This window comes from Sorangiineae bacterium MSr11954 (assembly GCA_037157815.1).
Lineage (GTDB): Bacteria > Myxococcota_A > Polyangia > Polyangiales > Polyangiaceae > Pendulispora > Pendulispora albinea.
In genome coordinates this window covers 5,929,400-5,950,467 of record CP089984.1, presented here as the reverse complement: position 1 = coordinate 5,950,467, position 21,068 = coordinate 5,929,400, and the positions used below count along the sequence as shown (strand labels likewise).

The 21,068-nt window shown below is 69.5% G+C and carries 17 protein-coding genes; 3 read left to right on the top strand and 14 right to left on the bottom strand.

Annotated features, from left to right (window positions below; all coding sequences use genetic code 11):
• Window positions 1-5: 5 nt before the first annotated feature.
• The 5 genes from LZC94_22895 to LZC94_22875 all read right to left on the bottom strand — a co-directional run bounded on the left by LZC94_22895 (window position 6) and on the right by LZC94_22875 (window position 10,231).
• Window positions 6-866 (bottom strand): class I SAM-dependent methyltransferase, encoded by an 861-nt coding sequence (locus LZC94_22895; protein WXB20059.1) that lies wholly within the window; start codon window positions 864-866, stop codon window positions 6-8.
• An 80-nt stretch (window positions 867-946) separates the two neighbouring features.
• Window positions 947-3,064, bottom strand: a complete 2,118-nt coding sequence (locus tag LZC94_22890; GenBank protein WXB20058.1) for an ABC transporter ATP-binding protein/permease — start codon at window positions 3,062-3,064, stop codon at window positions 947-949.
• On the bottom strand, window positions 3,061-5,790 hold the full coding sequence (locus LZC94_22885; GenBank protein WXB20057.1) for an ATP-binding cassette domain-containing protein: 2,730 nt from the start codon (window positions 5,788-5,790) through the stop codon (window positions 3,061-3,063). The genes LZC94_22890 and LZC94_22885 overlap by 4 nt, the downstream gene beginning before the upstream one ends.
• A gap of 14 nt (window positions 5,791-5,804) precedes the next feature.
• Window positions 5,805-7,016 (bottom strand): HlyD family efflux transporter periplasmic adaptor subunit, encoded by a 1,212-nt coding sequence (locus LZC94_22880; GenBank protein ID WXB20056.1) that lies wholly within the window; start codon window positions 7,014-7,016, stop codon window positions 5,805-5,807.
• Window positions 7,017-7,060: 44 nt separating this feature from the next.
• Window positions 7,061-10,231, bottom strand: coding sequence for a lantibiotic dehydratase (locus LZC94_22875; protein WXB20055.1), 3,171 nt, complete (start codon window positions 10,229-10,231; stop codon window positions 7,061-7,063).
• A gap of 103 nt (window positions 10,232-10,334) precedes the next feature.
• Between LZC94_22875 and LZC94_22870 the strand changes: the two genes are divergently transcribed.
• Window positions 10,335-10,763 carry a hypothetical protein gene (locus LZC94_22870; GenBank protein WXB20054.1) on the top strand — a complete coding sequence of 143 codons (429 nt, stop codon included), beginning with the start codon at window positions 10,335-10,337 and terminating at the stop codon, window positions 10,761-10,763.
• A gap of 47 nt (window positions 10,764-10,810) precedes the next feature.
• On the opposite strand, the gene LZC94_22865 is transcribed toward LZC94_22870, so the two are convergent.
• The gene (locus LZC94_22865) at window positions 10,811-11,569 is read right to left on the bottom strand and encodes a hypothetical protein (GenBank protein ID WXB20053.1); all 759 of its coding nucleotides are present in this window, start codon (window positions 11,567-11,569) and stop codon (window positions 10,811-10,813) included.
• A 33-nt stretch (window positions 11,570-11,602) separates the two neighbouring features.
• On the opposite strand from LZC94_22865, the gene LZC94_22860 reads away from it, so the two are divergent.
• Window positions 11,603-11,788: a hypothetical protein gene (locus LZC94_22860; protein WXB20052.1), complete on the top strand. Its 186-nt coding sequence runs from the start codon at window positions 11,603-11,605 to the stop codon at window positions 11,786-11,788.
• Between the two features lie 44 nt (window positions 11,789-11,832).
• On the opposite strand, the gene LZC94_22855 is transcribed toward LZC94_22860, so the two are convergent.
• The 6 genes from LZC94_22855 to LZC94_22830 form a co-directional block, all read right to left on the bottom strand.
• Complete coding sequence (locus tag LZC94_22855; protein ID WXB20051.1) at window positions 11,833-12,636, bottom strand: AAA family ATPase; 804 nt, start codon at window positions 12,634-12,636, stop codon at window positions 11,833-11,835.
• Window positions 12,637-12,681: 45 nt separating this feature from the next.
• Window positions 12,682-13,749: a hypothetical protein gene (locus tag LZC94_22850; GenBank protein ID WXB20050.1), complete on the bottom strand. Its 1,068-nt coding sequence runs from the start codon at window positions 13,747-13,749 to the stop codon at window positions 12,682-12,684.
• Window positions 13,750-13,879: 130 nt separating this feature from the next.
• Window positions 13,880-14,623, bottom strand: a complete 744-nt coding sequence (locus LZC94_22845) for a GNAT family N-acetyltransferase (GenBank protein WXB20049.1) — start codon at window positions 14,621-14,623, stop codon at window positions 13,880-13,882.
• A 96-nt stretch (window positions 14,624-14,719) separates the two neighbouring features.
• Window positions 14,720-15,421 (bottom strand): alpha/beta fold hydrolase, encoded by a 702-nt coding sequence (locus LZC94_22840; GenBank protein WXB20048.1) that lies wholly within the window; start codon window positions 15,419-15,421, stop codon window positions 14,720-14,722.
• Between the two features lie 68 nt (window positions 15,422-15,489).
• Complete coding sequence (locus LZC94_22835) at window positions 15,490-16,839, bottom strand: erythromycin esterase family protein (protein ID WXB20229.1); 1,350 nt, start codon at window positions 16,837-16,839, stop codon at window positions 15,490-15,492.
• Window positions 16,836-17,531: a phosphoribosyltransferase gene (locus tag LZC94_22830; protein ID WXB20047.1), complete on the bottom strand. Its 696-nt coding sequence runs from the start codon at window positions 17,529-17,531 to the stop codon at window positions 16,836-16,838. The genes LZC94_22835 and LZC94_22830 overlap by 4 nt, the downstream gene beginning before the upstream one ends.
• A 394-nt stretch (window positions 17,532-17,925) precedes the next feature.
• Between LZC94_22830 and LZC94_22825 the strand changes: the two genes are divergently transcribed.
• The gene (locus LZC94_22825; GenBank protein ID WXB20046.1) at window positions 17,926-18,657 is read left to right on the top strand and encodes an amino acid racemase; all 732 of its coding nucleotides are present in this window, start codon (window positions 17,926-17,928) and stop codon (window positions 18,655-18,657) included.
• A 74-nt stretch (window positions 18,658-18,731) separates the two neighbouring features.
• Here LZC94_22825 and LZC94_22820 read toward each other — a convergent pair whose 3' ends face one another.
• Together LZC94_22820 and LZC94_22815 are read right to left on the bottom strand one after the other, a co-directional pair.
• The gene (locus LZC94_22820; GenBank protein WXB20045.1) at window positions 18,732-19,730 is read right to left on the bottom strand and encodes an NAD(P)-dependent oxidoreductase; all 999 of its coding nucleotides are present in this window, start codon (window positions 19,728-19,730) and stop codon (window positions 18,732-18,734) included.
• 10 nt (window positions 19,731-19,740) lie between these two features.
• Complete coding sequence (locus LZC94_22815) at window positions 19,741-20,985, bottom strand: DUF4360 domain-containing protein (GenBank protein ID WXB20044.1); 1,245 nt, start codon at window positions 20,983-20,985, stop codon at window positions 19,741-19,743.
• Between the last annotated feature and the right edge of the window lie 83 nt (window positions 20,986-21,068).

The window sequence follows — 21,068 nt, the reverse complement described above, 5'->3', positions numbered from 1 at the left end:
GGCCATCAGGCGCGGGCGCGCACGATCCACGTGGCGCCGGCGAGGGAGACCCCGTGGGCGTCGGCGTGCTCGGCCAGCGCTGCGCGGATGGCCGCCCTTCCGCGCTGGCGCACGTCCTCCGGGTGGCCTTCGAGCATGGTCGCGAAGGGGCCGATGCGCAGGGTTTGATCGAACGATTCGTCGGCGTCGGCGGCGACATAGAGCGGCGCGTCGAAGGGGGTGATGGCAATGTCCGAAAACCCGCTTTGGCGCAGGATGCTCTCGATGCGATGCCGATCGGCGAAGGCAAAGGGCCCCGGCGCGAGCGGATCGGCGGGCGGGCCGGGGGGAAGCACGCCTTGGAGGGCGCGGAGCGGCAGGTGGAACCAGGGGTTCTCCGCCGGGCTTCGCCAGCAGACGAAGGTCGCGCGGCCGCCGCGCGCGAGCGCCGCGTGCAAATGGGTAAACGCGCGCGGCGGATCCGCGAAGAACATGACGCCGAAGCGGGAGAACAAAACGTCGAACGAGCCGGGGGCGAAGGCATGCCGGCTGGCGTCGGCGAGCTCGAAATCGAGGGTGGCCTGGGTGGTCGGCTGCGCGCGTGCGCGCTCGCGGGCGCGCTGGAGCAGCGCCTCCGAGATATCGACGCCCAGCACGCGGCCGTGCGGCTGCACGTGCCGGACGAGCTCCAAGGTCGTCGCGCCGGCGCCGCAGCCCACGTCCAGCACGTGCTCGCCGGGATGCAAGCACGCCGCGTTCAAGGCCGCCGCGCCAAAGGCGGCGAAGCTTCGATCGAGCCACTCGTGGTGCGTGGCCCAACGCGCGCCGCGGGCGCCGTTCCAATCGTCGAGTGGCTTTGGATTCGTGGGGTTCGTTCCGGGTTGCATGCGACGGATGTAGTGACCGCGCGCGGCCCGCGGGAGGGCGTTGGTTTCGTTCCAATCGGCGTGGTTTTCGATCCGGTGCGTCAGGGGTGCGCCATCACCACCAGCGCCGGGGCGCGATCCAGAACGCAGCGGAGCGCCCGCGCGAGGGTCTCTGGGTCGAGGGACGCAAAGCTCTCGTCCAAAATGAGCAGATCGGCGCGCTGCAAGAGGGCGCGGGCCATGTAGAGGCGGCTGCGCTCGCCGTGGGAGAGCTGCCAGCCCGTCTCGCCGACCCGCTGCATCAGGCCACCCGGCATGCGATCCAAGAGCGGACCGAGGCCGAGCTCGCGGCAAAGGGTGTCGGCCAAGGCCAGGTCTTCTTTGCGCGGTGGCCAGTCGCGTCCCATCAGGAGGTTGAAGGCGAAGGTGTTGGAGAGAACATGGTTCTCGTGAAATTGCGGCGCGGCCGCGATATGCCGCCTCCAGCCCCGGGCGCCGCGGGTGGTGCGGTCGAGGCCATCGAGCAGAAGAAGCCCCGACTCCGGCGCGCGAAGGCCCGCGAGGAGGGAGCCCAAGGTGGATTTGCCTTCGCCCGAGGGGCCTTCCAGGAGCACCCGGTCGCGCGCATGGATGCGGAAGGTGACGTCGCGCAGGACGGGCGGCGCGCCCGGCCGATAACGAAATACGAGGTTGCGCGCGTCCAATACGATATCGGCGGCGGCGGGGCCCCGCTCGGCCTCGCGCCCATCGCCCGGCTCGGGTCGTGCGGCCGCGTGAAAGAGCGGGCGCGCGTGCTGCCACGCGGAGAGCGCGCCGGTGAGCGACGTGAGTCCCGAGGCGAGGCGCATCAGCGCGGCGCGCGCCAGGAGCACCCCGCCGAGCCCCACGGCGAGCTTCTCGGGGAGCACGCCGGCCGTCGATCCCAACGCCGGCATGAGCGACGCCATGCCGACCACGAGCCACCCGCGCGGGAGCCATCCGGTGATCCATGCGCCGAGCCGGTCGAGGCCGCGCAGGTGCTCGAGGTGGGCGGCCAGCGCGCGATCCTCGCCCTGGTGCCAATCGGCCGGCGGCTCTTGGGCGATGCGCGTGCGATGGCCGAGCATCCCCTCGACCAGATCGTTCGTCATGGTGTGGCGCGCGCGCGACCAGGCGAGCCAGCGCACCGCGAAGCGCCCGAGCAGCACGCCCGCCAAGGCGAGCCAGGCGAAAAACAGCAGCACCGATGCGAGACCCGAGGGGCCCATGGCCAGCACGGGGACGGTGATCGCGAGCTCGATCAAGGCCACCACGCTTACTAGACCGCCGTGAAAGCCCAGATCCTCGACGGCGTCGACCTCCAGGATGCGGCCGAGCAGGTGCCCCATGCCTTGATGGCGGATGGTGTCCGGATCCAGCTTCAGGGCGCCCAGGAGCATCCGTTGCTTGAGCAACATTCCGACCCCGATGCTCGCCAGGCCCTGCTGCCAGGTGGTGAGCACGCGAATGGGGATCAGCATGGCCACCAAGAGCGCCCACGCGCAGAGCCTCCCGCGATCGAGGTGCCCGGTGAGCGCGCCGCGTCCGATGACCCACCACGCCACGAGCGACACCGCGAAGCTGCCGGCGTGGGCGGCGGTCATGGCGCGAAGGGCGCGCGCGATGCCGGCCCGCCGGAGCTGCGCGAGGAACGGCGCCGACGGGGAGAGCCGGAGCGACCAGCCGAGGTCGCGCGGGAGCGCCTTGATCTGCTCGCGCAAGAGCGCGGCGCGCACGGCGCCCTGGCGGGCGGGCGCGAGCGGAAGGCGGCGCACGATGGCATCGACGCGCGGGGCGTGGACCTCCTCTGTGTCGCGAAGGAGCGCGTCGTGCAGCGCATCGAGCGGGACGGTGCGGATCGCATGATCGGGCGCGATCACCCGGGCGCGGGCGCGGCCCGTCTCGAGGATGGCGACGATCCACGGCGCCGCCGCGGGGCCGGCGCGCAGCAAGGTGGGGCCCGCGTGGCGCAACGTCGCGACGAGATCGGCGTTGGCGAGGACGAGCCGCTCCGCCTCCAGGCCCATGGATTGCGCGAGCGCCTCCAGATCGTTCGCCGCCGCGCTTCCGTTTGCGCCGGACGAACCAAACGCACCGGCCGTACCGGGCGAGCCGGGAAGGCCCGCCGCCAACGCCAGCGCCTCCAGCGCCTCGCCCGCGCGGGCCAGCGGCCAATGGCATGCGTCGATGGGCGGGATCACGCTTCGCCTCGGACATCGTCGGAGCGGGTCTCCAGGCGCCCCCGGCGCACATTCCAGCGCCGCCAGCCGTTCCCGCTCCACAGCTGCTCGCGCACCTCGGCTTCGGCCTCGAGCATCGCCCGATAGCGCGAGCTCGGGCGCGCCAGAAGCTCCTCGGGGGCGCCGTCCTCGTGCACCTGGCCGCGCTCGACCACGAGCACGCGATCGAAGGTGCGCGTCTCCGATACGTCGTGCATCACGCAAAGGAGGGTGGCGTCCTTCCAGCGGGCGCGTGCCCGGGCGAGCAGCGCGCGGCGGCGCTCCCGATCGAGGCCTCGAAACGCCTCGTCCAGGATCACCAGGCGCGGGCTCTTGCGCAGCATGGCCCGCCCGATCCGCACCCTTTGCCCTTCGCCGCCCGCGACGAGGGCGCCGCCTTCGCCCAGCTCCGTCTGCAAACCATCCGGCAGCCGCTCGACCAGGCGGAGGAGATCGGCGTCCTCCAAGGTGGACATCATGGCACCATGGTCCGGCGAGGATCCGTACTCCAAATTGGCCAAGAGGGAACGATTCCAAAGTTGCACCGAGGGATCCACCCACGCCGTTTCGGCGCGCACGCGGCCGAGGTGCTCGCCGCGAAGCGGAACGCCGTCGACGAGCACCTCCCCGGAGCTCGGTCGGTAAAACCCCAACAAGAGCCCCACCAGGCTCGATTTCCCCGCCCCGGATGGCCCCACGACCGCCACGTGGGCGCCCGCCGGAATGGCGAGATCGACGCCCTCCAGGATCACGTGCCCCGATGCGCGCACCGAAACGTTGCAAAGACGAAGCTCCGCGCCGGCGCGCCGCGATCGGGATCGGGATCGCAGCGGGGACGGCGAGGGCGTGCCCGCTTCGGGGGCATCGCCCCGCTCGTTCGTCGATTCGGCCTCCTCCAGCGCGCCCAGAGGCTCGGCCAGGCGAAGGAGGCGATTGCGCATGGATGGATAGATGCGCGCCGTGCTCGCGATCTCCTGCCCGAGCGCGGGGACGCTCGACGCCCAATACAAAAGGAGGAGCATGGCCGCCGGCTCCGGGGTGCGCGCGAGGTAATCGAAGACCAGATACACCGCGAGCGCGGACCCCACGATCTGCGCGAGCGCATCGACCAGCACGGAGGCCCGCAGGCGATCGAACCCTGCGCGCGCCCACTCCAGGGTGGTGGTGGCGTGCTGGCGCCGCAGCGCGCGCTCGGCGCCGTGGGCGCGCAGCGGCAGGAGCCCCAGCAGCGCGTCCAGGTAATGGCGGGAGAGGGCGCCGTCGAACGAGCGCACGCGCAAATCGCGCTCGGACAGCGCGCGCTGTGCGAGCCAAGGACCCACCAGCGAGAGGGCGGCTCCCAGCGCGATGGGCAGCGCGCTCTCCGGATCGATCCAAAGGAGCCCGGCGGTCGTCACCAGCAGATCCATCACGCAGCGCACGAGGCGCCCCGCGAGCATGGGAAGCTCGCGCACCGGGTGAATGGCGTGGCAGCGGTGCGCCATATCGGAGGCGGGCCGGCTTTGGAAATAGCGATCATGGAGCCGTGGAATTTTGGTGAGGAACGCGACCCGCAGCCGCGCCTCGAACCGCCGGCCCATGCGGAGGACCCCGCCCGCGAAGGTGAGATCGAGCACCAAGAGCAGCACCAAGAGCGCGAGCAGCACGCCCATGCCCGAGAGGCGCTGCGCGAGCACGCCCAAGTGGCGCCCGACCTCCAACGTGCTTCGAAGAACGAGCGCCTCCAGCGCGCCGCCCGTGGATGCCGCCAGCAGCGAGAGCGCGAGCACCGCCGGCGCGAGCGCGCCATCCTGGCGCAACATGGCCGCGAGCTGGCGCACGGGCTCGACCGGAGGCTCCCGGATGGCCGCCTCGAGCTCGGGTGAGAGCTCGGGGCGCGGCGCGCGCTCCGCCCGCACGCCGTGAACGCGGACCATCACCGCCCCTGCGAGCACCACCTGCGGGGCGCCGTCGGGCGACGGGCGCGCCGGTGTCGCCGACCAATACGTGGAGGGCACGACCGCATGATCGAGCGACTCCGGATCGGAGCTGCGGACATCGTTTCGCGCTTGCTCGAAGAGGGACGCGCACAGCGCCGCGGCCGGTGCGCCCCGCGCGATGGCGCGCTCGCTGACCAGGGATTGCGTCATGCGCAGCGCCGCATCGAGCGCCGCAAAGGAGCGCCAGGTGGGATCGCTGCGGGCCGTTCGAACGAGGTGGTGCCCCTCGGAGCGCGCGCCGATTCGCGCAAACCGGCGCGCGAAGGCGAGCGCCGGCTCCTCCGACTCCATCCAATCACGCCAGGCGTCCGCGCGCACGGGCATGCGATGCGTAAATGCCAATTCTCGCAACGTGGAGAAATTGATCCAGCGCCGCCCGCGCGCAGGGTCCATGAGCTGAATGCGCTGTCCGATTCGCCGCCACGCGACCACGAAATGGGGGGCGCCCACGGGATCTTTGGTGACCAGGAGGGCAGGGAAGGCGTCCACCTCGGGCACCATCATGTAATCGAGGGGCCAGAGGGTTTGCCCTGCGTCCAGCCCCAGGCTCTTGGCGATGTCCTCGAGCACATCGATCGACGTGCCGTCCACGTCCGTTTGGCAAGCTTCGCGCAATCGGCCGTAGCTGATTGGAATTCCAAGTCCGGTGAAGAGCGATGTCAGCGCGGCCGCGCCACAATCCATTTGTGAGGTTTGAATGACCTCCGGCGCCAAGAATCGGCGCTTCATTCCCTTTTGGCGTTTCATTGCCGGGTGATGCGCAGATGGCGATCGCGGGAGGCCGGAGGCTCGGGGAGTGGGCTCCCCGGCCGATGAAGGAGCTCGCCCGCCGCGCGGAGCAGGAGCTCGGCCGGGGTGGTGCGCTCCACCTCGATCTCCACGTTGCCAGGGAGCCCGTGCTGCATGGGGATCCGCTCGCTCGGCGTCACCACGTTCAATTCGATGCGCGCGCGCCCGTCTCGAACCTCGCCGGCCACGTCGGCGACCTGGGCGCGCGTCTCGCCGAACTCCGTCCAGGGAAACCCGTCGAAGCGCACGCGCGCCGCCTGCCCCGTGCGAATGCGCCCGAACGCCGACGCCGGCTTGAACTCCGCCACCACCCGCAGCTCGCCTTGCGCGACGATGGTGCCCATGCGGTCGCCCTCCTCCACCCACGAGCCGGGTCGCACTTGGCTCACTTCGCCCACGCGGCCGCTCGCCGGGGCGCGAATGCGCCGCTGCTCGATCGCGTGCTCGAGCGAGGCCATCTGCGCCTGGATCCGTCCGAGCTCCGCCTCGAGGCGCACGGCATCGAGCTGCAAGGCCGCGATGCGGGTGCCGCGATCGGACTGGCCGGTCATCCACTCGCGCTCGATCTTGCTTTGCTGCGCGCGCAGCGCGGCCTCGGTCGCCCTCTTGCGCTCGGCGTCGGCCTTGGAGCGAACGGCGTCGATTTCGGCGACGGCGCCCGTCTTCTGCAGGTGCTCGACGCGTCCGAGCTCGTCGCGCGCGAGGACCTCGGCGATGCGCGCCTCCTCCACCCGGCTCTCGGCCTCGTCGAGGCTCGCCTTTCCTTGGCTGCGGAAGTGGGCGAGCGCCTGCTTCTCGGCGGTGAGCTCGGCCCGGGTGGCGGCGAGCGTCGGCGCGATGCTGTCCGCTTTTGCTTTTGCTTCGCCAAGTGCGAGCCGCTGGGGCTCGGCGTCGAGCTCGATCAGCACATCGCCCTCGCGAACGTCGCGGTCGAGCGCGATGGTCGCTTTGACCACGCGCCCGGCGATGGGCGCATCGAAAGGATGCGCCGCCCGCACCACCTCGAGCCGCGCGGCCTCACTCGTCTCATAAATGGAGAGATGCGCCGCAAAGAGCCACACCGTCCATGCAGCGAGAACGAGAATGGCAACGAGGGCCGCAAGGTGGGATCGCGACGCGGAGTCGCCATCGATTGCGCGGAACGTGCGTGCAAATGCGTCGGACATGGGCGAGGCGCGGCTACGTTAACGCATTTGGAAACGGGTGGCTGCTACCGACGGGTCGAGTCGCGCACGTTGCGCGCACGAGCTGCCGAGGACTCGTAGGTGCGCAGCAGGAGCTCGTACAACATAAGCTCGTGCGTACGTGGGCGATCGCGGATCACGCGGTTGACATGCATATGGAGGAAACTGCGGACGATGTCGTCCCACTCCACCTCGAGCTCCCCCGCGTCGTGCAGGGTGCGCAGCTCGGCGAAGAGCGGCGCGCACGCGGCGGAGCGCGCGCGAAGAAGGCGAAAGACGTGAGAGCGGTGCGACGCGTCGCCGTCGCCTTCGTCGCGGCCGTCGCTCTCGCCGAGCCAGCGCTCGATGGCCGCGCGCTCGGCGCGGTAGCGCGCCCCCATGGATCGCCGCGCCGCCGCGTCCAGCCGGTGCTCGGCGGCGAAGGCATCGCGCGCGTCGGTCACGAGCGTCCGGCGCGCTTCGCCGTCGACCTTTGCGTCGGCGAGCAGCCGGTGCATCCCGCAAAGGGCAGCCCGCCAGCGCCGATCGGCGCCGGTCTCGCCGGCGGTCGACCCCACGATGCCGAGGGTCGCATCGCTGTCCGCCTCGAAGATCCGCTCGGCGATGTCCATGCCGCGCGGCCCCCCATAGCGCTCCACCTCGCGCTCGTACGTGTCGAGCTGCATGCGCGCGACGCGCCCGGACGCGAGCAGCGGCGCGAGGCGCTCGTGGAGCCGCGGGAGCACGCGGCCCAAAAGGCGCTCCGGATCGCCCTGGAAACGAAGGCGAAGGTGCGGCTCGGGATCGGCGTAGCGGATGAAGAACCAGCCCTCGAACGCGCGCGCGGCCCTCAGCTCGTGCACGAGCGGCGCGAGGACGGTGCGGAGGATGCGGTCCTGCGTGGCCGGACCCATCTCGATCTTGACATAGAGCCACCGCGATCCCGGGGCAAAGGTCCGCGCCGCCGTGTCCCTCGCGGCCCGCGCGACCCTTCGCGCGGGCGCTCGCGCGGGCGATGGCCCGGGCACCCGCGTGAACGGCAGCACGATCTCGTGCCGGTAGCGCCCATCGTTGCCGGTGGCGCAGAGCCGCTCCGGCTCGGGGTAGAGCTCCTGCAGCCGGATCGTCTCGCGTCCGCGCGCGAGCGCCCGCAATTGCGCGGCGGCATCGTCGCGCTCCAAATCGAGGGGCAGCACATGGTCCCGCTCCACGGCCGACACCCACCGGGGCAAGCCGAGGGCCGCCCGAACGCCCGGATCGCGCGCGCATCGTTCGAGGGCGCGCGGGTCCACGTTCCACGTCGCGAGCGACACGACGATACGACCGCGCCGCACGCGCGGCAAAAAAGGTGCACTCTGCAACGATCCCCAATCCCACCGCAAGCCGCTGGCGACCCCCTCGTATTGGAGCGCGCACAAAAATCGATACACGGCGAGGGTCGAGCCTTGGTGGTTGTGCGCGCTGGAGAGGCGCGGAATCACCTCGCGATCGAGCCGCGCCGAGCGCAGATGCACATGGCCGCGGCGCACGCACACGCGCAGATCGTCGAGCGCGATCTGCCGATCTTCGGGCGCGCCCGACGCACCGAGGTACGCCACTTCGTACGCGCGCAGCACGGGGCGGCAAAGGATGTTTCCGAGCCGCCCCTCCGGCAAGTGAACGATCTCGGCAAACGCCGCCTCCGGGCGGCATGTCTCCTCGGCGCGCACGTGGCGCTCGACCAGGGCCGCGATGCCCGGCTCCCCGTGGCAAAAGCGCGCCAGCAGCGACGCCCCCGAGGGCCCGCTCACATGGTGAAGGAACAGCTCGAACTCGCCGCGATCGATCGCCGCGCTCGAGGGCGCCGCGATCGTGAGCATGGCCGCCACGGCGTCCGGAAGGGGCGGGCGATCGGGCGCGGTGAGCGCGTCGAGGTCGCGATCGTCGAGCTGCCACTCGCGGTGCCCGGACGCGAGCAAGGCGAGCACGCGCGCGAGCTTGTGCGCATCGTGCGCGCTCCTTGGCTCGCCGAAGGGCTTCGCCGCAGGGAACGCGAGATCGGCGAGGAGCGGCGAGCCATCGGCCGTGGCGCCGGGCTCCGCGTCGAAGCCGAGGCCGCGCTCCTCGTCGAGCGCGAGGGCGAGCGGCACCTCGCGATCGCCATACCGATCCACGAAGCGCTCGCGAAAGCGGCGCATGGCCCGATGGCCGGGGAGCGGCGCGATCCGATGCAAAAGATCGATGGCCCGTTTCACCTCCCGAACGACCCCCTCGCCGAGGCGCAGCCCGGCGCTCGGTCGAAAGAGGTCGACCTGGAAGAGCCGCGCCGGATCGAGCGGCGCCGGGATCGCCTCGAGGGCCGATGCGATGGCGCGATACGCATCGCGGGTGGCCCCGAGCCCGCCCTCGTCGAGGGCCGCCAGCGCACCTTGCGCGTCCTCGAGGCATCGGCCGATGGCCCGTGTGCCCTCGTGGGCCGCGAGCGCGCGCGCATAGGCCGAGGCGGGCTCCTCGCCCGTGACGGTCGGCTGCAGGACCGACTCGATCAGCTGGGCGTCGATCAGCGCCTCCACGAACGCGCGCGCCTCGGCGCGGGGCACCCGCGGATCGCCGCGCAAAATGGCGTCGCACATTTGCTCGAGGGTGGCCGTCTTCGACGCGGCCTCGAGCGCCGCCGCCAGGGCCGCGCTGTGCTCCACGGCCACGAGCTGAAACCGCCGGATGCGCGCGGCCGCGTCGTGGTGCGCCTCCACGTAGCGCAGATCGTCCTCGGCCGCCGCGGCCCGAACGAGGGATGAGTTCGGCCGATAGCGCAGCGCCTCTCGGCGCTCGGGATCGCGCTGGATCGTCTCGGTGACCAGCGCGAGGTACTGCATGTCGAGCCGCGAACGCCGGCGGCACGCGCGGCGATCGCATACGCCGAGCGATGTGGTGCCCTCGATGCGGGCGACCGCGCACCCGGAGAATGAGCCAAATGGCGTGGGCCGTGACGCCATTCGCGCCAGGTAGCGAAGGGCGGTGGGCACCGCGTCGTGCGCGCGCGCCGCGCGGGGATCGGCGAGCCACGCGTCGAGCGCCGAATCGAGGGAGGGCGAGGCCAGAAACAACGCCTCACGAACGATGGGATCCGAGAGGAGCTGGCGCAGGAGCTCGTCCGTCACGCCTGTTTGCAACACATCGAATGGCAGGAGCGGTGTGCGGACGACGCAAGCGCCGTGATGCTCGAGTTCGTGGATCATATTGGCCCGGTCGAGCCTCAAGGTACGGGATTGTTCGGTAGCGGGCGAGCTCCTGGCTATTGTAGGATGGGCCGGTTATGCAATTCGCCATTTGGAGGAAGCCATGAGCGACGAACTGGATAGCTTGGGAATCAGGTACGAGGTGGAAGAGACGACGGAGACCGTGGAAATCGACGGCAAGGACACGACGAAGGACTTCGTGGTCACCACGCTCGCCCTCACCACCCCGCCCAAGATTCAGGCGAGCTTCACCCACGAGGGCCTTGGCAAAAAGTTGGTCAAGCTGTTCAAAAAGGAGATCCAGGTCGGCGATCCGGCCTTCGACGACGTGGTGTACGTGTCGACCGACACCCCGGAGGAGACGGCCGCCTTCCTGAAGTCGAAGGATACGCAGAAGACCATCCTGACGGCGGTGGCCGGGGGCGGGAGCATCGAGATCGACGAGCGCCATATCCTGGCCCGCATCCCGGGCAAGGATCCCACGGGCGATCACGCGCTCGCGGCCCTCGTGCGCATCGTGCTGAAGGCCTGAGCCCGCGCGCCGCGGACCCTCGGCGGCTCTGCGGCGCGCGTTCACGTTCAGAAATCGAACTGCATGGCCAAGCCGGCGCCTTCGAGCACGTCGGACCCTCGTCCCATCCCGCGCTCCCGGTAGGAGGCAAATACCTGCGGTACGAAGCGAATGGGGCCGGCGGACGGCAAGGGGATGGCCTTGATATCCGCTTTGTCCGAGACCAACGCGAGCGCCACCCCCGCGATCACCCCGACGGTGAGGACGGCGATGCCCCCCACGAGCGATTCCGGGCTAATCTCCTCGGTGCACTTGCCGGTCTTTCGATCGCAGGTGCGCTTGCCCGTGCGGCCCGCATAGAAGATCCCCACCGCGCCGGCCGTCGCCCCGAGCACCAGCACGTACCCGGCGGCCCTCACCCCCGCGTTCGACGTGTACGCGATCTGAAGGCGGGTCGGCCCCGTGATGGTGACGGGCTTGGGCAGCTCGACCATCTTCGCCGTGCCGTGGGAGAGCGCGAGCCGGTGCTCTCCGGGGGTGAAGGTCGTGGTGCACGGCGCCACGCAAAGGGTGGCATACCGCGGCTGCAAGTCGTGGTGGATCAACGAGCGACCCGTGGTCGGATCGGGCTTGTCGATCGAGGTGACGTCCTCGTTGTAAACCCATTCGTGAACGGCGATGTCGGGCGCATCGCCCGTGATTTCGACCCTGACCTTACCGCTCGTCGAAGCCTCTTCGGGAGCTGGCGCCTCCACGGGCGCCTTCGAAGACCATGTGACCTCGCCGCCCGCGGGCGTCTGCGCGTGCGCCGCGACGGGCCACATCACGCTCAAGGGAACGACACAACGAAAAAGAAAAGAATGCATACGACCCCGTGGTTCGAGTGGATCCTCGCCAACCGCCCGCCATTGACGTACCGCCTGCACAGCTTCCACTGCTTCACCACCAAGAAGAGCAATCGCCGTACCGCCGACATTCTTCTTCTTTCGTCCTGCGACGTCCGCGGAGAGGTTCGATTTTTCACGATCCCACGTGTTGCACGGTGAAGACACCGCCGTTTTTGGTACCCGTACGCCAAATGGCTTACGATCTACATGTCGTCGAGGTACTTCGCGGGATGGTTCAGAAAGTCGCGGGTGACCGACACGTGATCCAGCGCGTCGTAGGAGGCCTCCGCGATGGGGCTCTCATCGAAGCTGAAGATGCGGGCGCCGGGGCACGCGAGCAGGATGGGCGAGTGGGTCGCGATGATGAACTGCGCGCCCGCGCGCGCCGCCTTGCGAACGAGCGCCAGGAAGGCGAGCTGCCGCTTCGGGGAGAGGGGCGTCTCGGGCTCGTCGAGCAAATAGAGACCGCCGGGCCGCACCCGCTCCGAGAACAAATCGAGGAAGCTCTCGCCGTGCGAGCGCGCGTCGTAACGACCCAGGTAGCCGGCGGCGTCGCGCTCGTCCACGTGCCGCGCGCCCAACGTATCCTCGGGCCCCTCGGCCGGCGCCGCGATGCCCATGGCCTCGCGCTGCTCCCGGACGATGCGCGCATCGGTGCGCGCCTGCCCCCGGACATAGCCGAAGAAGTCCTCCGCCCGTAGAAAAAATCCTTGTCGCGAACGCCGGCCCCACGCCAGGCGCAGATCCGCCGCCAGCTCGCGCTGCGCCGTGAGCGTCGCGTCCGAGGCCGCGTCGTGCTCGCCAATCGTCTCGAGCTCCGCGACGCAGGCGATGCCCTCCAGCAGGGTGGACTTGCCCGAGCCATTCTCCCCGACGAAGAACGTGACATCGGCGCGGAGATCGAGGGTCGTCAGGGTCGCAATGGCGGGCACGTCGAATGGAAAGCGCGCGCTTGCGCCTCGCCCGGCCGGCGCGGTCTTACGCGAGAGTCGCAGAAGGTTCGGCATCCGTCGCGCATTGTACACGCGGTTCGCGCGCGACCAGGTCCCGCATCAGCGGACCACGAACGACGCGATGGCCTCGCGCACCTTTTGCTTGCGATCCTCGGTGCGGAGGTCCCGCGCGGTCCGGGCCATCGGAAAGAGCCGATCGTAGAGGCGCTCGCCACCGTCCGTCTCGGCCTGCACGTGCACGCGGGGGTTCTTCGTGAAGACAGCTTGCCACTCGTCGCGAACGGTCTGCCAAAAGGCGGCGGTGTCGCGGAGGTAGACGCGGGCGGCCTCGGCGCCGTCGAGGGGCGTGCGCTCGTAACGATTCAGCCCGCGCTCGCCCACCAGCTCCCGGCGGCCCTCGAGCACGAGCTTGCGCGTATCTTGTTCGTGCCTCCAGCCGTTTGGCGTGACCACATGGCGGTTGGTGCCGATCAGGACGTCGTAGTCGCTGCGCTTCGTGTACTCCCGGCGGGGCAGGGGCCGCCATGTCTCCTCCGACGTCCACGTCGAGGTCTCCCCTTGGCGCTCATGCGTCCATCGGCCGAAGCTCTCGTAGCGCGGTCCATCGTCCACCTCGAAGACGGCCTGCGACCATGTGCAGGCGGCTTGCTCGGCGCTCAGCGCGCGCCGCTCCCACACGCCGTTTCCTCGGAATTCGAGGAGCTCGCGGTCTTCGAAGGTCCAGTCCTGCCGCCAGTGCTTCATGACCGAGGGCGCGTCGTTCGCGCTCTTCGTGCCCGCGTGCACCAGCACGTGTTGGAGCACCACCTTGCGGTCCGTCTCCTCTAGCACCTGAACGACCTCGCTGGCGCTGGCTCGATATGGCGCGTGCGGCACATACCCCTTGGTTCGAGGCTCCGTCTCGTCGAACGCAAACGAGACGCGGTACTCCCCGGCCATGGCCCGAATGGCGGCTCGATCGCGGGCCGGATCGCACGCGCGGCGCGGAGCGTCCGCGGCGTTGCTCTGCGTGGCGTTGCTCTGCGTGCCGTTGCCCTGCGCGCCGTTGCCCTCTGCGCCTTTGGCCGATGCGTTCGCCAACGATGGACGCGGGGGCGTCACCGACGAAGCGCAGCCGAGCATCCCCGCGGTCACCATCACCATCACCATCGCCATCGCACGTGCCATCGAGGTCATCCTTGGTCCGTCCCGTCTCAAAAACGAAAATGATTCTCATTTTCATTTATCGGGACAAACCAAAGCTGTCAAGCGCGCCTGGCGCCCTCTTCGAGGATGGGATCGGGATCGCCGCGTTGCTTTAGCGCAGCGGGCGAAGCGCCTCGGCGGTCAGCTCGTGGAGCGCGCGCCGCTGCCGGCCATCCGCGTCGAAGTTCGACGGATCCAGCCATGCCTCGTAGGCCGTCTTCAACCCAGGCCACTCCCGATCGAGGATCGAGAACCACGCGGTGTCCCGATTGCGGCCTTTGTACACGGTGGCCTGACGAAACGTTCCTTCGTATGCGAAGCCGAGGCGCGCCGCCGCCCGGCGCGAGGGCTCGTTCAAGGAGTCACACTTCCACTCGTACCTGCGGTAGCCGAGCTCCTCGAACACCCGCCGCATGAACAAGTACATGGCCTCGGTGGCCGCGCGCGTGCGCTGAAGGCGAGGGGAGTAATGGATATGACCAATTTCGATCACGCCCACGGCAGGCTCGATCCGAAGGTAGGCGGCGACGCCCACGGGCGCGCCCGATACGTTGTCGACGATGGCGTGAAAGAGCGGATCGTCGCGGAGGCAGGTGGCGGCCATCCAGGCCTCGTACGCGCTCGAGGTGGAGAACGGCCCCGCCCCCAAATAGGTCCAGCCGGCTCCGTCTTGGTCGTCGGAGACGGCTTCGAAGAGCGCCTTGGCGTGCCGCGCGGGGTCGATGGGCTCGATGCGGCAGTAGCGGCCGTCGATGGGCGTTCGTGGGGGCCGCGGAACGGGCTTCCAGTCGAGGATCGCCTCGCCGATCGGCTGGCCAACGGCGTTAAGGCGGGGCTTGCTGACGGTTTCGCTCATCCTTCGGAGCATATATGGGCGAAAAGCTCGTCACGTCCAGAAGCTCGCCAACGTCAAGCGTGAAGCGTGAAGCGCGAAGCGCGAAGCGCGAACGAGCTAAACGAAGAAGCGTTGAAACCAACCGGCGGCGCGACGGGCGGCTTCGTCGAGGGCGCCAGGCTCTTCGAAGAGGTGCGAGGCCCTATCGATGATGTCGAGGCGCGTCTCGGCATGCAGGTACTTCATCGCATCGCGATTCAGCTCGGCGACGGTGGGATCCTCGCCGCCCACGATGAGAAGGGTGGGCGCGTGCACCCGCTCGAGCGAGCCTCGCGCCAGATCGGGACGGCCACCGCGCGAAACCACGGCCGCCACGCGATCGGGGCGCGCGGCCGCCGCGACCAGGGCCGCGGCCGCGCCCGTGCTGGCGCCGAAGTAGCCAATGTGCGTCGCGTCGGCAGGACGCCGGGCGAGCGCCCAATCCGTGACGGCGACCAGCCTCTCGGCGAGGAGATCGATATCGAAGCGAAGGTGTCCGGTGCGCGCATCGAGCTCGCCCTCCCCCGCGGACAGAAGGTCGAACAGCAAGGTGGCGACCCTCCCTTGGGTACGCAGCGCTTGGGCCACGAATCGATTGCGCGGACTATGGCGGCTGCTCCCGCTGCCGTGCGCAAAGATGACCAAGCCCCGGCCGGTCCGCGACGATGCGAGCTCCCCCTCGAGGCGGACATCGCCCGCGCGAATCGAGACCAGCTCCCGCGACTCCGTGACCGGCCCATCTTCGCGCTCGAAGGTAAATCTCCGAACCGTAGGTTCCATTGGCAGTTCTCCTCTCGTTGGTCCAGCAGCGTGGATGATCCGACCTTTCGCAGGGCCCCCGCCGCCGTTCAAACCGCGAACGGGTACGTCTCGGGGGCCTCGCCGCTCTGCCATGGCACGTCGCGTTCGAGCGGCTCCACCGCGCGCGTGCGATCGATATGAATCACGGCATCGAATTGCTCGGACAAGCGAGCGTGGAAGTAATGGCTCAATCGCTCCGTCTCCGGTCGATACACCACGCCGATGGCGCGTTCGAGCCTCGGTCCGCGCCACGCGAAGCCGGATTGGTCTTCTTCCACGAGCATGAAGCGCGGGATCCGCACGCGGTGAAAGAGCTCCTCGTAGCTGCCGCGCATCCCGGGGCGCACCCGTTTGTGCTCGGCGGGCGCGTCCCAATTGGATGCGGCGGTGACCGTCCCTTCGTAGGTGGTAAAGCCGATGTTGTACGCTTCGGTGGAGTACGTCTGCCGCACCAGCTCACCCAAGTTCCACTCGCCGCGCCGGCTCATATCGGTCGCGCGCGCGTCGCCGACGTGCGAGTTGTGCTCCCAAACGACGATCTTTGGCTTTCGACCCAAGGTCTTCGCCAGCTGCCGATCGAGCGCCCGCAAGGTCTCCATCATGTGCCGATCCCGGAGGTTCCAGGTGGAGACCCGCCCGTGGAGCATATGGCGGTAGTATTGCTCCGCGTTCTTCACCAGCCGCGCGTTTTGCTCGGCGTCGAAGAGCGCTTCGCCGATCCCGTCCTCCACGCGGGCCGGCAATTCCATGGCGCGGGCCTGGAGATCGAGCAGCTGTTGCATGACCTCGCGCTCGCACGACGCGCTGAGATCGAGCCCCGTGGCATACGCGTACGCTTGGGCGTCGCCGCCGTAGTGATCGAAGCAGGCATAGCGTGCGCGCGCCTTGGTGGCGCCGTGGGGATCGGCCACCTCGAGGTAGCGGAGCACCTCGGCCATCGAGGCGTAGAGGCTATAAAGGTCCAGGCCGAAGAACCCCACCGGAGGCGGGCGCCCGTCGAGCGAGCTGCGCGCCTCGCGCTCCTCGTTGTGCTCGCGCAGCCACCCCACGAAGTCGAGCACGTCGGCGTTCCTCCACATCCACGTGGGAAAGCGGCGAAAGCCGCGGAGCGCCTCTTCGGCGTCGCCGTCCGAGCTGCTGCCGCGCACATAGCGGTGCACGCGGTACGCGTCGGGCCAGTCCGCCTCCACGGCCACCGCGTCGAACCCTCTCTCCGCGATCAACCGCGTGGTGATGCGGGCGCGCTCGCCGTAGAACTCGTGCGTTCCATGCGACGCTTCGCCCAGCAAGACGAAGCGCGCTTCGCCGATGCGCTCGAGGAGCGGATTGTAATCCTCCATCGCGCCGGACAGTGGAACGGCGAGGCGCCGGATGGCTTCGAGCTCGGGCTCGCTCATCGTGCCCACGGTCGCCTCCCTCTTGCCGGGGCCCCGGCGCGCCGTTCGCGGGTCGCGCGATCGACCCCGAGCAGCTCGCACACCTCTTCGTCGGTGGTTTGCGTAAAGTCCTCGTACCAGAGCCCCACGGCGTAGAGCGCGACCGGGGTCCACAGGCACACGACTTCATCGGCGCGCGATCGCATGTCCGCGCAGATCTCGGGCGATGCGAGGGGAACCGCGATCGAGATGCGGGAGGTGCCCCGCGCGCGAATGGCCGAGATGGCCGCGTACATGGATGCGCCGGTGGCGAGCCCGTCGTCGACGACGATCACGGGCCGCCCCTCGGTGGAGACGGGCGGGCGCCCCGCGCGGTAGCGCTGCTCCCGCCGCGCGATCTCGTTCGTTTCATATTCGGCGATGCGCTCCACGATGGCGTCGGGGATCCCGAGCGCGCGGATCACCGTGGGGTTCGTGACCCGCACGCCGCCGGAGGCTACCGCGCCCATGGCGAGCTCCTGATGCCCGGGCACCCCGAGCTTGCGCACGATGAAGACGTCCAGATCGAGGTTCAGCGCGCGCGCGACCTCGTAGCCTACGGGCACGCCGCCGCGCGGCAGCGCAAGGACGATCGCGTCCGTTCCGGCGTGGTGGGTCAGCTTCGCCGACAGCCGGCGTCCCGCGTCGCGTCGATCGAGAAATCGGGCAGCCATCCGGCGCGTGGCTGCATCTCGTGTGCCCTACCGGCGAACGCCGGCGCGCGGAGGCGCACGGAAAAAAGAGCGATGCGGCGGCCCGGTTCATTTTCCTACGCCGTAGCAAATGGCGACATCTTCATTATTGCGAGAATGTCGAGGGCGAGCCGTGCTCGAGCGCCCATGGCATGGGTAAGCCGAGCTCTCCCTTCGCCTGGAAGGTCCCGACATGGAACGATCCTGCCGCTTCGTGTTCGGGGGCGCGCGCTTGGTCCAAGGGATGCGCGCATCGGTCAACTTTTGCGCGAGGGTAAGGCGCGGGCACGCTATCTCACGCTCGGGGGAGCAAAAACGTTCAAGACCGCCCGGGGCGGCCGCTTTACGACTTCCGAATGACGAAAGGACGGCGTCGATGACCCTTCACATTGGTATCGTGGGCTGCAGCAGCGAAGGCGCGGCCCTCTGCTACCGCACGATTTGCCTCGAGGCCGAGGGTACGATGGGGGAGCATGCCCATCCGGAGGTCAGCATGCACACCCACTCGCTCGGTGAGTATGTGCGCCTGCTGCGCCGCGATGAATGGGACGGCGTGGCCAGCCTGATGCTCTCGTCGGCCGAAAAGCTGGTGCGGGGCGGGGCGGACTTTCTGATCTGCCCCGACAACACGATCCATCAGGCGCTCTCGAAGATCCGGGCGTGGTCGCCCAAACCTTGGCTCCACATCGCCGAGGTGGTGGCCGAAGAAGCGGCGCCCCGCCGGTACACGAAGCTGGGGGTGCTCGGCACCCGCTTCCTGATGGAGGGCCCCGTGTACCGCGCGACCTTGGACGCGTATGGAATCGAGTCGTGCACCCCGCCCGAGGAGGCGCGCATCCGCCTCGATGCACACATCTTCCAGGAGCTCGTCAAAGGGCGGTTTTCGACCGATACGCGGGCGGAGTTCGTTCGCGCCATCGATGCCCTGGCCAAGCGCGGCTGCGACGCGGTGGTGCTCGGGTGCACCGAGATCCCACTGCTCATTTCACCCTCGGACTCGCCGCTGCCGACCTTGGATTCCACCCGGCTCTTGGCGCGCGCGGCGCTTCGAAAGGCCATCGGTGAACGCCGCGCGCAGGATGCCCCCGCGATCGCCCCGCGCGCCTGAGCGAGCGACGCTCTCGCTACGTCGATATCGGAGCTCTCGTCCATCCTCGACCCGTTACCCGATCGCGCGGCCCGCTACGCCGGCTCCGTCGGGCCCCGCGTCCAGTAGGGACGGGCCTCGCCCGGGCCATGGTATCCCTTGGCGCCGACCTCGCGCGCGAGCTCGCTCCGCGGATCCTCTCCGCGCTCGAGGCGCGCCATCACGAAGCCAAAGTCGTAGCGCGGCTGCCAGCCGAGCTCCTCGCGGGCGCGCGCGTTGACATAAACCCGGTCGATACCTGGAAACATCCGCCATCCGCGGCGCGAATACACCTCTTCGAAGGCGGGTACGTGCCGCCGAACGACGGCGGCCGCATCGGTGCGCAGCTCGGCGAGATCGTCGCGGGAGAAGGGGGTGGTCGCGCTGATGATGTATTTCCCAAATCCGATTTGGGGCGCGCGCTCCAGGGCGAGCAGGTGGGCGTCGACGATATCGGCGATGTCCGCGCGCCGGTATAGAAGCTCATTGGCTTTGACATTGCCGTCGTCGTACGCGTCGCGAACGCCCGCCTGATCGTCCTCCTCCGGGAAGAAGCGCGAGGTGCGCAGCACCAGGCACGGCAGCCCCTGGATTCGCTGAAAGAGCTGGCACAAATCTTCGGCCGCGACCTTGGTCACCCCGTAGATGTTCTTGGGCACGGGCGCGACCTCCTCCGTGATCCAAGCCGCGGGGGCGCCTTCGGGGGGAACGAGGGCGCGTCCGAAGGTGCTGGTGGTGCTCGTAAAGACGAAGGCCCGAGCACCGGCCGACCCAGCCTCCTCGAGCAAGTTGAGGGTGCCCGTGACATTGGTGTCGACGAACTGCTGGCGCGTGTGCGTGCCGACGTGCGGCTTGTGCAAGGTCGCCGCGTGCACGACGGCCGTGATCCCCCGCATCGAGCGCGCGACGAAGGCGCGGTCCGCGATGGACCCGACGAGGTCCGTGAAGGGCGAGCTCCTCACGTCGAGGCCGACCGCATCGCGGCCGGCGCGTCGCAAGGTGAGCATCAGCGCTTCCCCCAGGTGACCGGCGCTCCCGGTGACGAGTACTGTCATGATCTGCTGGTTAGGGTCGGTCGCGCTCGCGTCGAGATGCGCGGGCCTTTTGGCCGCCCTTGGGCACGCGGCAATGCTCGGCGTTGCACTCGAGACCGGCCTTGCAAGCCGGGAGCTCCGGGGCACAAATGGAGCCGAGCTCGCCATTGGCCTCGACGCACCGATGGCGCAGCGAGGTCGCGCAGTAGAGCCCCGCGCGGCATGGAAGGGAGGGAACGCCGAGATCGCACGCGGCGCCCTCGGCCCCTTCGTGCTCGCGGCACAGTCCGAGGTAGCCCTTGTCGATGGCCACCTGGCTCCGCCGCCAGCACACGCGGTCGCCGGCGCAGGCGATGTCCCGCAAGCCGCCGCAGGGCTGCCCCACCTCGCTGGGCGGTACGCGCTCCAGGGGATCGACGCACTGCCCTTGCGTCTCGGCGATGGCGGTGAGCATGAACTCGCACCCGAGGCCCGGTGTGCACGGGCGCTTTTGATTCCCCGCGCACCAATCCCCCACGGTGCCCGGCGGCGCGCGGAACGGCTTCCGTAGGTCGCAGCCCCGTTCCCAATCGGCGCCGCCGCGCCAGCTCGTTTCGAGCTCGAACGAATCGGCATAAAACGCGGACTCCGCATCGTGAACGGTGGCATCGATGCGGGCCGAGAACCGAACACGCTGCGGGGCCGTGCACGCGGGCGGTACCGGCGACCAGAGATCGGGATGATCGTTGTATTGATACTCCGCCGCCGCGATCTCCTCGGTCACGGGCGCCGTCGTAGCGCCGTCCTCGAACCAATAGACGTGTGATACGCGGCTCCGCGTGGCCTCGCCGAGCCATTTCGGCCGGAGAGGGCCCATGCGATAGCCCGCCGGTACGTCCATGGTGATGGTGATGGTGCAGCTCGCTGACGCGGGGGCCTCCGCGCTGCTGAAGGCGGTGCTGAAGGTGACGGTGACCCTCTGACGGTCGTTCGACCGCGCGATGGCCATGGTGGCGGGCTCGCACAGCGCTCCCGCGAAGGTGATCGCGCCGATGGCGGCGCCCACGCTGTCGATCAGGGTGACCGGCGGCTCGATGCTCGCGTCGGCGCGCGCGTCGGTGCCGGCGTCGACCTTGGGCGAGGCATCGGGGCGAGCCTGCTCGGAGGCGTCGCGGTCCGCGGGGAGCTTGGCGTCGGGTGCCGGGGCCGCCGAGGAACCGGTGCAGGCGCCCGCGAACGCGAGGAGCGCGGACGGCGCGAAGAGAAAGAACCATCCGAATCGGGGGCGACGTTTCATGAGCACGGGCGCGGCGGGATCGCGCGGATGATCCGCGCGCGGCCTCGCGCCGCAACGGGATCCGTTGCGGCACGAGATGCGGT